This window comes from Mobilicoccus massiliensis (genome assembly GCF_000826525.2).
Classification (GTDB): domain Bacteria; phylum Actinomycetota; class Actinomycetes; order Actinomycetales; family Dermatophilaceae; genus Mobilicoccus; species Mobilicoccus massiliensis.
Genome location: NZ_LN651331.1, coordinates 887,333 through 902,087, shown reverse-complemented (window position 1 = coordinate 902,087; position 14,755 = coordinate 887,333). Strand labels below are relative to the sequence as shown.

The 14,755-nt window shown below is 71.1% G+C and carries 8 protein-coding genes, 1 tRNA gene and 1 pseudogene; 7 read left to right on the top strand and 3 right to left on the bottom strand.

Annotated elements, in window-relative coordinates; genetic code table 11:
• Positions 1-3 precede the first annotated feature (3 nt).
• Both BN1197_RS16835 and BN1197_RS16830 read left to right on the top strand, forming a co-directional pair.
• Positions 4-3,952, top strand: a pseudogene (locus BN1197_RS16835) (non-ribosomal peptide synthetase).
• Complete coding sequence (locus BN1197_RS16830; protein ID WP_082044010.1) at positions 3,939-5,393, top strand: M1 family metallopeptidase; 1,455 nt, start codon at positions 3,939-3,941, stop codon at positions 5,391-5,393. Before BN1197_RS16835 ends, BN1197_RS16830 begins: the two are co-directional and overlap by 14 nt.
• 115 nt (positions 5,394-5,508) lie before the next feature.
• Here BN1197_RS16830 and BN1197_RS16825 read toward each other — a convergent pair whose 3' ends face one another.
• Positions 5,509-6,285, bottom strand: coding sequence for a 4'-phosphopantetheinyl transferase family protein (locus BN1197_RS16825; RefSeq protein WP_040162102.1), 777 nt, complete (start codon positions 6,283-6,285; stop codon positions 5,509-5,511).
• A 147-nt stretch (positions 6,286-6,432) separates the two neighbouring features.
• Complete coding sequence (phaZ, locus tag BN1197_RS16820) at positions 6,433-7,812, bottom strand: polyhydroxyalkanoate depolymerase (RefSeq protein ID WP_052466895.1); 1,380 nt, start codon at positions 7,810-7,812, stop codon at positions 6,433-6,435.
• Between the two features lie 338 nt (positions 7,813-8,150).
• Between phaZ and BN1197_RS16815 the strand changes: the two genes are divergently transcribed.
• Positions 8,151-8,224: transfer RNA gene (locus tag BN1197_RS16815), tRNA-Arg, on the top strand.
• Between the two features lie 14 nt (positions 8,225-8,238).
• Here BN1197_RS16815 and BN1197_RS16810 read toward each other — a convergent pair.
• Positions 8,239-8,475, bottom strand: coding sequence for a hypothetical protein (locus BN1197_RS16810; protein ID WP_040162099.1), 237 nt, complete (start codon positions 8,473-8,475; stop codon positions 8,239-8,241).
• Between the two features lie 318 nt (positions 8,476-8,793).
• On the opposite strand from BN1197_RS16810, the gene BN1197_RS16805 reads away from it, so the two are divergent.
• From BN1197_RS16805 to ettA, 4 genes are all read left to right on the top strand, one after another.
• Complete coding sequence (locus BN1197_RS16805; protein WP_040162360.1) at positions 8,794-10,506, top strand: GTPase family protein; 1,713 nt, start codon at positions 8,794-8,796, stop codon at positions 10,504-10,506.
• A complete protein-coding gene (locus tag BN1197_RS16800) occupies positions 10,503-12,209 on the top strand; it encodes a GTPase (protein WP_040162096.1) in 1,707 nt (568 codons plus the stop codon). Before BN1197_RS16805 ends, BN1197_RS16800 begins: the two co-directional genes overlap by 4 nt.
• A 150-nt stretch (positions 12,210-12,359) precedes the next feature.
• A complete protein-coding gene (locus tag BN1197_RS16795) occupies positions 12,360-12,821 on the top strand; it encodes a single-stranded DNA-binding protein (RefSeq protein ID WP_040162356.1) in 462 nt (153 codons plus the stop codon).
• A 147-nt stretch (positions 12,822-12,968) separates the two neighbouring features.
• Positions 12,969-14,651 carry an energy-dependent translational throttle protein EttA gene (gene ettA, locus BN1197_RS16790; RefSeq protein ID WP_040162093.1) on the top strand — a complete coding sequence of 561 codons (1,683 nt, stop codon included), beginning with the start codon at positions 12,969-12,971 and terminating at the stop codon, positions 14,649-14,651.
• The last annotated feature ends 104 nt before the right edge of the window (positions 14,652-14,755 follow it).

The window sequence follows — 14,755 nt, the reverse complement described above, 5'->3', positions numbered from 1 at the left end:
CGTATGCCTGCTCACGTGCGGAACGGCGCGCTTCGCCGTGCCCATCTCGCTCCCGCTCCACGCACCCTCGTCGACATCCTCGCCGAGGTCGTCGAGCGGTCCGGGGACGAGCCCGCGATCGACACCGACGCCGAGGTGCTCACCTACCGCCAACTGTGGGAGCGGGCGGGCGACCTCGCCCAGAACCTGCGCGCGGCCGGCGTGCGGACCGGCGACCGCGTCGGCATCCGCATGACCACCGGACGCCCCGACCTGCACGTCGGCATCGTCGGCATCCTGCGCGCAGGGGCCGCGTACGTGCCGGTCGACGCCGACGATCCGGAGGAGCGCGCCCACCTCGTCTTCGGTGAGGCCGACGTCGCCGCCGTCCTCACCGACGACGGCATCGAGAGCCGCCGCGGTGACGTGGGGCCCGACGACGGCCGTCCGCCCGGGCTCGACGACGACGCGTGGGTCATCTTCACCTCGGGCTCGACGGGCACACCGAAGGGTGTGGCGGTGAGCCATCGCAGCGCGGCGGCCTTCGTCGACGCCGAGGCCCGCCTCTTCCTCCAGGACGCCCCGCTCGGTCCGGGTGACCGGATCCTCGCCGGGCTGTCAGTCGCCTTCGACGCCTCGTGCGAGGAGATGTGGCTCGCCTGGCGGCACGGCGCCGCGCTCGTGCCGGCGCCGCGCTCGCTCGTGAAGTCCGGCGTCGACCTCGCGCCCTGGCTCGAGCGGCGGGGCATCACGGTCGTCTCCACCGTTCCCACCCTGGCCTCGCTCTGGCCGCAGGAGTCGCTCGCGGGGGTGCGTCTGCTGATCTTCGGTGGCGAGGGCCTGCCGGCCGAGCTCGCGGCCCGGCTGCGGTCGGAGGGCCGGGAGGTGTGGAACACCTACGGACCCACCGAGGCCACCGTCGTCGCCTGCGCGGCCCTCATGACCGGCGAGGAGCCCGTACGTATCGGCCTGCCGCTGGACGGTTGGGATCTCGCCGTCGTCGACGGCGAGGGCCTCGAGGTCGAGGACGGGCAGACCGGTGAGCTCGTCATCGGCGGCGTCGGCCTGGCCCGCTACCTCGACCCGGCCAAGGACGCCGCCACCTACGCGCCCATGCTCGGCTGGGACCGCGCGTACCGCAGCGGCGACCTCGTCGTGCGGGACGAGGACGGCCTCATCTTCGCCGGGCGTGCCGACGACCAGGTCAAGGTGGGCGGTCGGCGCATCGAGCTCGGCGAGATCGACGCGGCCCTCACTGCTCTGCCCCGCATCGCGATGGCCGCGGTCGCGGTGCGTGAGACGGCTCCCGGCGTCAAGGTGCTCGTCGGTTACCTCCTGCCGGAGGACGACGCGTACGGCGACACCGAGCTCGCCGACGCCCGTCGCCGCCTCGAGGAGCAGCTGCCGGCCGCCATGGTCCCGCGTCTGGCGATCGTCGACGAGATGCCGACACGCACGTCGGGCAAGGTCGATCGAGACGCTCTGCCGTGGCCGCTCGCCGGTGAGGCCCCGGCCGGAGCCGGCAGCGAGGGGCTGGAGGGCACCGCGGCCTGGCTCGCGGAGCAGTGGAACACGGTGCTCGGCGTCGATCCGGGCGCCGACGACGACTTCTTCAGCCTCGGCGGTAGCAGCCTCGCCGCCGCGCGCCTCGTCTCACTCCTGCGCGCGCACCATCCGCGCGTCACCGTCGCCGACCTCTACGATCACCCCCGTCTGGCGGCGCAGGCCGCCATGCTCGAACCGCATCTCGGCGACGGGGGAGCCCAGGACGCCGACGAGTCGTACCGACCCGACCCCGTGCCCGTGCCCGTCGGCACGCAGGCGTTCCAGCTGCTCATCGACGTGCTCATGGCGTCGGTGCGCGGCGCCCGGTGGCTCGTCCTCGCGCTCCTGGGCGCCCGCATCCTGCACGCCTTGGGCTGGGCGGCCGTGCCGGTCACGCCGTGGCCGTTCCTCGTCGTCGGCCTCCTCCTGGGGTGGACGCCCGCCGGGCAGCTCGGGCTCTCGGTGCTCCTCAGCCGCCTCCTGTTGCGCAACCTGCGTCCCGGCACCTACCCGCGCGCGGGCAGCGTGCACCTGCGGGTGTGGGCCTGTGAGAAGTTCGCCGACAGCATCGGGGCGACCTCGCTGATGAGCGCGCCGTGGATGCTCTACTACGCCCGGTGGCTCGGGGCCAAGATCGGTCGCGGGGTCGACATGCACGCGGTTCCGCCGGTCACGGGCATGCTCACCCTCGGCGGGGGAGCCGCGATCGAGCCCGAGGTCGATCTCTCGGGCCACTGGGTCGAGGGCGACCAGTTCCACGTCGGGTACATCCGTGTCGCCTCGCACGCCGCCGTCGGAGCCCGCAGCATCCTGCTACCCGGGGCCTCGATCGGCAAGGGCGCCGTGGTCTCGGCCGGATCCGCCGTCCACGGCCTCGTTCCGGCCGGTCAGGTGTGGGCGGGCTCGCCGGCCTCACCCTCCTCGGCGCGCAAGGTCGTGGGGGAGTGGCCCGACCAGCGTCCCGCTCGCGCCCCCAGTTGGGTGGCCCTCTACGCCACCACCGGATTCGCGCTCTCCTTCCTGCCGTTGATCGGGTTCCTGCCGGCGCTGCTGCTGCTCCTGCAGCCCTCGCGTGGCGCCGTCGTCCTCGCCGACGCGCTGCTGCCCACCCTCGCGCTCGTGCCCCTCGCCACGCTTCTCGGCATGCTGGGGTTCGCGCTCGTCGTGCTCGTCGTCGTGCGCCTGTGCTCGATCGGCGTACGCGAGGGCCATCACGCGGTGCGCAGCCGGGTCGGATGGCAGATCTGGGTCACCGAGCGGGTGCTCGACATGGCTCGCACGATCCTGTTCCCCCTGTACGCGAGCCAGGTGACGCCGTGGTGGCTGCGCGCCCTCGGGGCCCAGGTGGGGCATGGCGTCGAGGCGTCCACGGTGCTGCTGCTGCCGTGCATGACCAAGATCGGCGACGGCGCGTTCCTCGCCGACGACACCCTCGTCGCCTCCTACGACCTGCGCGGCGGATGGATGCCTCGCCGACGACACCCTCGTCGCCTCCTACGACCTGCGCGGCGGATGGATGCGGGTGGGACGTGCCCGGGTGGGCAAACGCGCGTTCCTCGGCAACTCCGGCATGACCGCCGCCGGGCGCAAGGTGCCCAAGGACGGGCTCGTGGCCGTGCTCTCGGCGGCGCCCCACAAGTCGAAATCGGGCACGTCGTGGCTCGGCAGCCCGCCGGTCAAGCTGCGCCGGGTGGCCACCGAGAACTTCGACGACGTGCGCACGTTCTCGCCCACGCCCCGACTCCGGTTCTATCGAGGGGTCATCGAGGCGTGCCGCGTCGTTCCCGTCATGTGCAACGTCGCGCTGGGCGTGCTGCTCGTCTTCGCGCTGCTCGCCCTCGCTCGCGTCGGCGTCCTCCCGGCACTCCTGCTCAGTGGGGTCGCGGTCGTCGCCGTCGGGGCCGTGGCGGCCGTCGTCACCACCCTGGCCAAGTGGGTCATCATCGGGCGCATCACGGTCTCGGAGCACCCGTTGTGGAGCCGTTTCGTGTGGCTCAACGAGCTCTCCGACACCTTCGTCGAGATGCTCGCCGGCCCGTGGTTCGCGTGGTCGGCCACGGGCTCGCCCGCGATGGCGGTGTGGCTGCGCAGCCTCGGGGCCCACATCGGCCGCGGGGTGTGGTGTGAGTCCTACTGGTTGCCGGAGGCCGATCTCGTCACACTCGGTGACGGCTCCACCGTCGGTCGCGGCTGCGTCGTCCAGACCCACTTGTTCCACGACCGCGTGATGAGCCTGGACGGGGTCACCCTCGAGGCGGGCGCGACACTCGGTCCGAACAGCGTCATCCTGCCGGCCGCTCGCATCGAGCGGGGCGCCTCCGTGGGGCCTGCTTCGCTGGTGTTGCGCGGTGAGAGCGTTCCGCGGGGGAGCCGGTGGGTCGGCAACCCCATCGCGCCGTGGGACAGTGTGACCCATGCCCGACCGTGACTACGTGAAGAAGCAGGGGAGCCGCGTCTACGACGTCACCCACTACGACCTCGAACTCGACTACACGGTCAAGTCGAATCGGCTCCTCGGCACCGCCCGTATCGACGTGACCCTGCGCGAGACCGCCAAGGAGCTCGAGTTCGACCTCGTCGGACTCTCGGTGTCCGACGTGCGGGTCGATGGTGAGTCGGTGCGTCGGGCCCGAACCCGTGGCAGCAAGCTCGTCGTGCCCCTGCGCGGGACGAGTTCCGCGCGCCGCCGGGTGCAGGTCGTCATCGAGTACGGCGGCTCGCCCGGGCCACGTCTGGGCCCGTGGGGGGAGGTCGGATTCGAGGAGCTCGACGACGGCGCCCTCGTCGCCGCCCAGCCGGACGGGGCGCCCACGTGGTTCCCGTGCAACGACCGGCCCTCCTCTCGGGCCACCTACCGCATCGCGGTCACGACGGAGTCGGCGTACACGGTCGTCGCCAACGGCGAGCAGATCTCCTACGTCCGTTCGTCGGGGCGGGCCACGACGGTCTTCGACAACCCCACCCCCACCGCTCCGTACCTGGCGACGATCCAGGTGGGCCGGTACTCCGAGATCGTGCCCGCCGACCTCGGCAAGGGCGAGGTGCCCCAGAAGATCTACGTCCCCGACCGACTTCGTCGCCGCGCGGCCCACGACTTCGCCCGGCAGCCGGAGATGATGCGCCTGTTCGTGCGACTGTTCGGGCCCTACCCGTTCTCGCGCTACGACGTCGTCGTCACCGACGATCCCCTGGAGATCCCGCTCGAGGCGCAGTCGATGTCGATCTTCGGGAGCAACCACGCCGGCGGCCAACGGCACAGCGAACGCCTGGTCGCCCACGAACTCGCCCACCAGTGGTTCGGCAACGCGGTCGGGCTCGCGCGGTGGCGCGACATCTGGCTCAACGAGGGATTCGCCTGCTACGCCGAATGGCTCTGGTGGGACCACCTCGGCGCCCGCCCGATGACGCAGACCGTGGCCCGCTACTACGACGCCTTGCGTCAGGAGCCGCAGGACCTGCGCATCGCCGATCCGGGCGCCGACCGCATGTTCGACGACCGGGTCTACAAGCGCGGGGCGCTCGCACTGCACGCCGTTCGGTGCGCCGTCGGTGACGAGCAGTTCTTCGACCTCGTGCGGTCGTGGGTCGCCGACCACCACGACTCCGTCGTCACGACCGACGACTTTCGCGCTCACCTCGCGTCGGTGCGTCCCGGTCTCGACGGTGTGCTCACCCCGTGGATCGACGAGACGCTGCTCCCGCCCTTGCCCGGCGGCAGAGGCAAGACCAAGGCGGTCGGACGCACGCGCGGCGCGACGTCGACCGAGCCCCTGGCCGACGAGTGGGACGAGGAGACCGGCACCGGCGAGGATTCGGTCCTCGAGCGCGTCGGGGAGGCCGTGCGCGAGGTCTTCTCCCGGGATCGCTGACCCCGCACCGCGTCTCGGGGCCTCGGGGTCTCAGGGTCTCGGCGTCGTTCTCGCGGAGCGCCGACACGTCTGTCGGCGGTGTGCGCGACCGCCACCGGGACGAGCCGGGCGGGTCTCAGACGCGGGCGAGGTGGTCGACGTCGTGCAGGTGCACGCGCAGCGTGACCCGGCCCTCGACGGCCACTGCGGCCGCGTAGCGTCCCTCGACGGGGACGTCGGCCATCGTCACGTCGGGCCGGGGGATGGTGGGGTCGTTCCACGCCAGCAACGCCGGCGGGGTGTCGGGAGGCGTGACGCGAAGGTTGACCGCCTCGACGCGCAGGCCGTGGCCGGTGGCCTTGAGCACGGCCTCCTTGCGGCACCACCAGGCGGTGCGTGCGGCGGCCCGGTCGGCGACGCCGAACTCCAGCAGTTCTCGAGATTCCTCGGCGGTGAGTGCCACTGAAGGGAATCCGACGAAGTCGGTCATGGCCCAGGCCTCGATGTCGACACCGATGGCACCCTGCTGCCGCAGCGCGAGCATGACCCGATTGCCGGCGTAGGAGAGATTGATCTGGGGGGTGTCGAGCGCGGAGATCGCGTTCTCGTCGAACGGGTCGACGCCCGGTGGTACGAGGCGTGGCTTGCCGTGTGGGCCCCCGCAGATGATGCAACGCCGGTGAAAACGCTGTTCGTCCTCGGCGATGCCGGTGTGCTCGGCGAGGACGCGTCGCATGAGCACGTGAGCGCTGAGGTAGCGGTCGCGGTCGCGGGGCGCCCGGATCACGGCCAGCGAGGCGCGCTCGACGTCGTCGAGAAGGTGGACGAAGTCGTCGCCCGGGATCGCTCGTGACACGTAGGCGTGCACCTCGTCGACCGGCCGCCCTTCGCGGGACCTCTCGCGCGCAGTCACACGCCCACCCTAGCCGTCACGGCCCTGCCCTCGTGATCCACGTCACGCCCAATGCGCCTGCGCACGAACGTCATCGCCTCTCTTGGAACATGCCGCGTATCTCGCACAGCGGCCGGTCACCGGAGGTGGGGTGACCGGCCGAGTGCCTCAGCCGTGGTACGGCTCGATCTTCTTGTGGGCCTTCTGCGGCTTGCTGTACGTCTCGCTCGAGGCCTCGTGGATCTTGCCGAGGAGCCGCGGCGCGATCTCCTCGCGCCAGTTGCCGCCGGCGAAGACGCCGTAGTGGCCTGCGTGCGGCTGTTCGTAGAACGTCACGTCGCTCGAGCCGGTGAACTTGGCGAGGAAGTCGCGGGTCTGCCCGGGGGCCGAGATGTCGTCGTTCGCACCTTCTACGCCGATGATCGGGCACGTGATGACCTCGGGGCGCACGGGGCGTCCGCGGTAGTTCATCGTGCCCTTGGCGAGCTCCTTGTCGATGAAGACGCGTTCGACGGTGTCGGCGTAGAACTCCGCGGTGAGGTCGGCGACGGCGAAGTACTCGCGGTAGAACCGCTCGATGCGCACGATCTCGGGGTTGGTGTTGTCGGCGACCTGGTAGCGGTACAGGTCGCGGTGCGAGGAGAAGTGGTTCTCGGGATTCATCGCGATGAACGACATCAGCTGCACGTAACCGGGGTAGACCTTGCGGCCGTTGGGCGCCTCGGCGATGAACATCCGCAGATAGCTCGGCAGGTGCATGCGGTCGGCGAGTTGCGTGACCTCGGTGGGTGCCGCCGACGGGTCGAGAGGGCCGGCCATGAGGGTGAGGGTCTCGGGCTGGGCCTCGGGGGCGTCCTCGGCGATGCGGGAGACGGCCATGACCGCCGGCACGGTCGACTGGCAGATCGAGATGACCTGCGCGTGGGGGCCGAGCTCGGTGATGAAGTCGACGAGGTAGTCGGCGTAGGTCTCGAGCGTGAACTCGCCGGCCTCGACCGGGACCTCGCGTGCGTTGACCCAGTCGGTGACGTAGACCTCGGCCTCGGGCAACAGGCGCTCGACCGTCGGTCGCAGCAGGGTCGCGTAGTGGCCCGACTGGGGGGCCACGAGCAGGACGACCGGGTCCTTGCGGTCGGTGTCGCGCTCGAAGTGGATGAGCTTGCAGAACGGGCGGTCGGCGACGACGCGCTCGGTGACCGGGACGTCCTTGCCGTCGATGCGGGTGGTCGTGAAGCCGAACTCGGGCTTGGTGTACTCGCGCGTGAGCTGCTCCATGAGCGTGACGTTCGCGTCCGCTACCCGCTCGAGGTAGGAGTTCATCTGCTGAACGAACAGCGGCTGCCCGTAGATGCGGCCCACGTCACGGTGGATGCGAAAGATGTCGCGCTGCAGACCCACTGCCAGGGACGCGAACTTCATCGCCGTGGTGCTGACGTAGTGCATGTGCTCGAGCCACGGATTGTAGGGACCCTGGTAGCCGTTCTTCGGCGCGACCGCGGGCCAGTGAGGGCGCGGGACGGCGGTGTCGACGCGTTTCGCGGTGGTCATTCCGGTGCTCCTTGCTCGATGGGTGGCGCCCGAGGACAACCCCGGGGGGCCGAGGCCACGGGCACTGCTCACTGCCGTTTCCGCCAGCGTCACCTCATGTTCGTCTAAAGCGGTATGGTGCACCCGTTTCGTCCCGACCGGCAGCCGAACGCCTCGGTGGGAACAGCCACGGATTCGCGGCCATCGCCACCGACCGGCTCCCGACCAGCGAGTCTACCGGTCCGTAACGGGCATTGATCAGTATCTCACACGGTGTTCGGTATCCCAAGCGCTGGAGCGGTGCGGTCGAGCCACGATCCCGGGCCGGTGAGCACGGCCGTCTACAATCGCGAAGCGTTGCCCTCGTAGCTCAGCTGGATAGAGCAAGAGCCTTCTAATCTCTAGGTCGCAGGTTCGAGTCCTGCCGGGGGCGCCGAATCGCGCGGCTCAGTCGCGCAGGCACCCGGCCTGGCGCAGGAGCTGCTCGGCGTACGGGTCGCACGTGCCGGTGAGCAGGTAGCGGGCGCGCTCGGCGAAGAGCCAGGCCTGGGGGTCGGAGCGGCGCAGGACGCCGATGACGGCCGTCCCTCGGTCCGTGTCGACGACGAGGTCGCCGAGGCCCAGCGGCGGGGTGGGGCGCTCGGTGGTCTCGCGCTCGAGCAGGGCGGTGGCAGGCATGGTCATGGCGGGTTCCTTCCGTGGTGCGGGCGCCGTTCGGCGGGACCCGCGTCCTGCGGGTCGTCCCGTACTCCTCCCATCGGGCCGTGGCGACCGGACGTGAGCGTTCGATGGACGCCCGTCTCGATCCGGTCACACTCCGGCGTCGAATCGTGCCGTGACGGATGCGCGAGAGGCCGCCGGGCGTTGCGTCGACGAGGCACCCGCGCGTGGCGCCGGTACCGTGGTCCTGCTGGACAGAGAGGGTGGACGGTGAGCGACGAGTTCGAGCACGACACAAGGGACGGCGTAGCCGGCGCGGCTGCCGGTGCCGCGCCCGCGGTGGTGACATCCGAGGGGGACGCCGGCCCCCTGTTGGCGGCGGTGCGCGCCCTGCGGGCGGCGGTGGCCTCGGCCGAACTACCCCTCGACACCGCCGACGCGGCCGAGGCGCGGCGTTCACGTACCGAGATGCTCGACCAGTTCGACGACTACATCATCCCGCGGCTCGCCGACATCGACGCGCCGCTGCTCGCCGTGGTCGGCGGCTCCACGGGGGCGGGCAAGTCGACGCTCGTCAACACCCTGACCCGCCGCGTGGTCAGCCGGAGCGGAGTGCTGCGGCCGACGACGCGCGCCTGCGTGCTCGTCCACCACCCCGACGACGAGCGGTGGTTCACCACGCCCCGCGTCCTGCCGCACCTCACCCGCATCAGCGGTGACGAGAGCGGAGGCACCGACGACCCCTCCGCGCTGCGCCTGGCCGTCGCCGACGGCCTGCCCGCCGGCATCGCGCTGCTCGACGCGCCGGACATCGACTCGGTCGTCGCCGGCAACCGTGACCTCGCGCGTCAGCTCCTCGGTGCCGCCGATCTGTGGGTGTTCGTCACGACGGCGGCCCGGTACGCCGACGCCGTCCCGTGGGAGATGCTGCGCCGGTCGGTCGAGCGCGGCACGTCGGTCGCCATCGTCCTCGACCGGGTGCCCGACGGTGCGACCGAGGAGATCGCCGAGCACCTCGGCGGGATGCTCGTCGACGAAGGGCTGACGAACTCACCGGTGTTCGCGCTCGCCGAGACCACGCTCGACGAATCGGGAATGCTCCCCGAGGCGGAGGTCGCCGACCTGCGCGGCTGGCTCGCGCGGCTCGGGGAGGACCAGCGGGCACGCGGTCTCGTCGTCCGCCGCACGCTCGACGGCGCCCTCGACTCGCTCGCGACCCGCGTCGACCGGCTCGCCGAGGCGAGCTCGACCCAGGTCCAGACGGTGGAGCAGATGCGGGCGGTCGTCGACGTCGCGTACGCCGAGGCCCTCGACGGCATCTCGCGCGGCATGAGCGACGGCACGCTCCTGCGCGGCGAGGTGCTGGCCCGGTGGCAGGAGTTCGTCGGCACCGGCGAGTTCCTGCGTCAGATCGAGGTCGGGTTCGGGCGACTGCGCGACCGGCTGACGGCGGCGCTGCGCGGGCGTCCCGCACCGGCGAGCGAGCTGGGCGAGGCCCTGCAGTCGGGCGTGGCCGACCTCATCCTCGCCCACTCCGAGGACGCGAACGCCGCCGTCGTCAAGCGGTGGCGCGCCATCGCCGGCGCCGAGGAGGTGCTGGCCGAGAACCCGCAGATCGGCACCCCGGCCGCCGGTTTCGACGACGAGGTGCACCGCCTCGTGCGCGACTGGCAGCAGGACCTGCTCGAACTCGTCCGCAGCGAGGGCAAGGACCGGCGCACCACGGCCCGAGTGCTGTCGATGGGCGTCAACGCCGTCGGGGTCGTGCTCATGCTCGTCGTCTTCAGCCACACGATGGGCACCCTGGGCGGCGCCGAGGTCGGAATCGCCGGCGGCTCGGCCGTCGTGGCCCAGCGGCTGCTCGAGGCGATCTTCGGGGACCAGGCGGTGCGTACCCTCGCGGCCAAGTCGCGGGCCCGGCTGCTGGAACGGGTCTCCGAACTCCACGCCGAACAGAAGCAGCGCATCTTCGACGCCGTCGACACGGTGGCCGTCGACCCGGACCAACCCGGACTGCTGCTCGACGCGGCCGCGGACGTGGCGGTGGCCCGATGAGCCGCCTGCTCAGCCGTCGAGACCGCCGGCCCGCCGCGCCGAGCGCCGAGCAGCTCAAGGACGCCGTCGGCGGGCTCATCGCCGCGATCGACGCGGGCGGGGAGCAGCTGCCCGCGGCCGAGGTCGAGGCCGCACGCAAGGTCCTGCGCAAGGCCTCCGAACGGCTCGAACTCGTCGGTGATCACACGATCGTCGCGCTCGCGGGCGCCACCGGTAGCGGCAAGTCGAGCACGTTCAACCGGCTCGTCGGCTCCGCGGTCTCGACCGTGGGAATGTTGCGCCCGACGACCACGACGATCAGCTCGGCCGTGTGGGGCGACGACCCGGCCAACGAGCTCCTCGACTGGGTGGGCTCGGCCAACCGGCACCGCGTCAGCCGGGAGCGCGCCGAACGCAGCGGGGTCGGCAGCGACCTCGACGGGCTCGTGCTGCTCGACCTGCCGGACGTCGACTCGCACCGGGTCGCGCACCGTGCCGAGGCCGATCGTGTGCTGGCCCTCGCCGACGTCTTCGTCTGGGTGACCGACCCCCAGAAGTACGCCGACGGCATCCTCCACGAGGACTACCTGCGGCGGCTGCGCACGCACGAGGCCGTGACCCTCGTCGTGCTCAACCAGGCCGACCGGCTCGCACCGGAGGAGGCCGAGGCCTGCAGCGACCACCTGCACCGGCTTCTCGTCGAGGACGGGCTGCCCAACGCGGAGGTGTTGCTCGTGTCGGCCCGCACGGGCCAGGGACTCGACGATCTTCGAGGTGCGTTGGCCGGAGCGGTCCGCGCGGCGACGGCCTCTCGCGTCCGGCTCGTCGGCGATCTCTACCAGGCGGCCGCCGACCTGCGCGCCCACGTCGGCGACGGCGAGGCGTCGGTGTCGGTCGAACCCGACGAGGCTCTCGTCTCCGGTCTCGCCCGCACCGCCGGGGTCCCCGTGGTCCTCGACGGCGTCGAGCGCGACTACCGCACCCGGGCCGCCGCGCACACCGGCTGGCCGTTGACGAGGTGGCTGCGTTCGGCCCGGCCGGATCCGTTGCGTCGCTTCCGGCTGGACCAGACCGTCCTCGGCGGTGGCTCACGTGCGGGCCGCGGGAAGCAGACGGCGCAGGATCAGGAGATCGGGGCGGTCCTCGCACGTTCGTCGCTCCCGGAGGCCACCCCGGCCGCTCGTGCCGCGGTCGCGACCCTCATGCGTCGGCTCGGCACCAAGGCGAGCCAGGGGCTGCCGCCGCTGTGGGCCGACGCCGTCGAGACCGCGGCCGGGCCGAACGAGAAGGATCTCGGCGACGCGCTCGACCAGGCGATCGTCGGCACGCCGCTTCGGGAACGGAATCCGTTCTGGTGGTACGTCGCCGGTGCCCTGCACTGGCTCATGCTCCTGTGCGCCGTCGGCGGACTGCTGTGGCTGATGCTGCTCTGGGCCATGTCGGCGGCGATGCTGCCGTTGCCACACACGCCCACCTACTCCGGCGTGCCCGTTCCCACCGGCATGTTCCTCGGTGGTCTGCTCGGAGGCCTGTTGATCACCCTGCTCTGCCTGCCCCTCGTGCGCGCCGGTGCCAGACGGCGCCGCCGCGTCATCGAGTCCCGCCTCGACCGGGCGATCCGGGAGGTGGCCAAGAACAGGCTGCTCGCACCGCAGAGCGAGATCCTCGGCCGTCACCGCCGCGTGCGCGAGAACCTCGATCGGGTGCTCGCCACGCGGGCCTGACCCTTCGCAGATCGGGTTTCCACACCCTCGTCGGAGGGGTCGTGCCCGTCCACAGGTCGATCGCGCGCCACCCCGGGGGTGATCGGTGACGGGGACGCTGGAGAGGAGTCGCCGGACCGCCCGGCGGCCGGCCTCACCCGGGAGTCCCACATGAACGAGACGTACGTGACCCTCCGCGGCAACGCGACGGAGGACCCGCGGATCCGCACCACCGGCAAGGGCGAGGCGATGATCACGCTGCGAGTCGCCTCCACGCGCTTCCGTTACGACCAGGAGCAGCATTCCTACGCCGAAGGCCCCACGAACTTCGTCACGGTGGTCGCCTATCGCAACCTCGCGCGGCACGTGGCGACCTCGGTACGCAAGGGCGACGCGGTGATCGTCTACGGCGAACTGCAGGTCGATCAATGGGAGCGCGACGGCCGTAAGGGCACGAGCGTCGAGATCAAGGCCACGACGATGGGCCACGACCTCCATCGTGGGGTCTCGAGCTTCACCCGGGCGAGCCAGTTCGAGGCCCGTCGACCGCCGGCGCCTTCGGTGCCCGCCGGATCGCAGGTCGTCGATCCTGCGCGGGCCGAGACCGACGAGTACGTGGTCGCGGGCGCGTGAGCGGCCAGTAGAGCAGGCATGCGAGCGGGCACGGGTGCGGGTCGACCGCGCGGTCGGCTGGGGTGAACCCCGAGCTTGCCGTCCTTGCGGGCGCGGCGAGATCGGCACGATTCGGCAGGGAACGGCGGGGCGGATAGCCTTCGGATCATGGCCGAGTTCATCTACACCATGACCAAGGCGCGCAAGGCGGTCGGCGACAAGCTGATCCTCGACGACGTGTCCATGTCGTTCTATCCGGGCGCCAAGATCGGCGTCGTCGGCCCCAACGGTGCCGGCAAGTCGACGATCCTCAAGATCATGGCGGGGCTCGACCAGCCGAGCAACGGTGAGGCGAGGCTCTCGCCGGGTTACAGCGTCGGCATCCTCCAGCAGGAGCCGCCGCTGAACGAGAGCAAGACCGTGCTCGGCAACGTCGAGGAGGGCCTGGGCGACATCAAGAAGAAGGTCGACCGGTTCAACGAGATCTCGGCCGAGATGGCCGAGCCCGACGCCGACTTCGACGCCCTCATGGCCGAGATGGGCACGCTGCAGGAGGAGATCGGCCACGCCGACGCGTGGGATCTCGACTCCCAGCTCGAGCAGGCGATGGACGCCCTGCGCTGCCCGCCCGGGGACGCCGACGTCACCGTCCTCTCCGGGGGTGAACGCCGCCGCGTGGCGCTGTGCAAGCTGCTGCTCTCCAAGCCCGACCTGCTGCTGCTCGACGAGCCGACCAACCACCTCGACGCCGAGTCGGTCCAGTGGCTCGAGCAGCACCTCGCGAGCTACCCGGGTGCCGTCCTCGCCGTCACCCACGACCGGTACTTCCTCGACAACGTCGCGGGCTGGATCTGCGAGGTCGACCGCGGCCGTCTCTACCCGTACGAGGGCAACTACTCGACGTATCTCGAGAAGAAGGCCGCGCGACTGCAGGTGCAGGGCAAGAAGGACGCCAAGCTGCAGAAGCGGCTCAAGGACGAGCTCGAGTGGGTGCGCTCCAACGCCAAGGGTCGTCAGGCCAAGAGCAAGGCGCGGCTCGCCCGGTACGAGGAGATGGCCGCCGAGGCCGAGCGCACGCGCAAGCTCGACTTCGAGGAGATCCAGATCCCGCCGGGCCCGCGCCTCGGCGCGACGGTCATCGAGGTCGAGAACCTGAAGAAGGGCTTCGGCGACCGGGTCCTCATCGACGACCTCAGCTTCACCCTGCCGCGCAACGGCATCGTCGGTGTCATCGGACCCAACGGCGTGGGCAAGACGACGCTGTTCAAGACCATCGTCGGCCTCGAGGAGCCTGATGCGGGCACCGTCAAGGTGGGCGACACGGTCAAGATCAGCTACGTCGACCAGTCCCGCGAGGGGCTCGAGGCGAACAAGACGTTGTGGGAGGTCGTCTCCGACGGCCTCGACCACATCCAGGTCGGCAACGTCGAGATCCCGAGCCGCGCCTATGTGAGCCAGTTCGGGTTCAAGGGTCCCGACCAGCAGAAGAAGGCGGGGGTGCTCTCTGGTGGCGAGCGCAACCGTCTCAACCTCGCCCTGACGCTCAAGCAGGGTGGCAACCTGCTGCTCCTCGACGAGCCCACGAACGACCTGGACGTCGAGACCCTCGGCTCGCTGGAGAACGCGCTGCTCGACTTCCCGGGCTGCGCCGTGGTCATCAGCCACGACCGGTGGTTCCTCGACCGTGTGGCGACGCACATCCTCGCCTACGAGGGCACCGAGGAGAACCCCGCCAAGTGGTACTGGTTCGAGGGCAACTTCGAGGCCTACGAGAAGAACAAGGTGGAGCGTCTCGGCGAGGAAGCGGCCCGTCCTCACCGCGTCACCTACCGCAAGCTCACGCGCGACTGATCACACGCGACTCATCGCCCGACATCGAACGCGCGAGGCGGGTACCGGATCCGAATCCGGTACCCGCCTCGTCATGTGCGGGCCGTGCTCGCCGCGACCGTCGG

What these genes read in the sequence shown, in the direction of transcription:
- BN1197_RS16830 (WP_082044010.1), top strand. Translation starts at nt 3,939, where the DNA reads ATGCCCGACCGTGACTACGTGAAGAAGCAGGGGAGCCGCGTCTACGAC.
- phaZ (WP_052466895.1), bottom strand. Translation starts at nt 7,812, where the DNA reads ATGACCACCGCGAAACGCGTCGACACCGCCGTCCCGCGCCCTCACTGG.
- BN1197_RS16810 (WP_040162099.1), bottom strand. Translation starts at nt 8,475, where the DNA reads ATGACCATGCCTGCCACCGCCCTGCTCGAGCGCGAGACCACCGAGCGC.
- BN1197_RS16800 (WP_040162096.1), top strand. Translation starts at nt 10,503, where the DNA reads ATGAGCCGCCTGCTCAGCCGTCGAGACCGCCGGCCCGCCGCGCCGAGC.
- BN1197_RS16795 (WP_040162356.1), top strand. Translation starts at nt 12,360, where the DNA reads ATGAACGAGACGTACGTGACCCTCCGCGGCAACGCGACGGAGGACCCG.
- ettA (WP_040162093.1), top strand. Translation starts at nt 12,969, where the DNA reads ATGGCCGAGTTCATCTACACCATGACCAAGGCGCGCAAGGCGGTCGGC.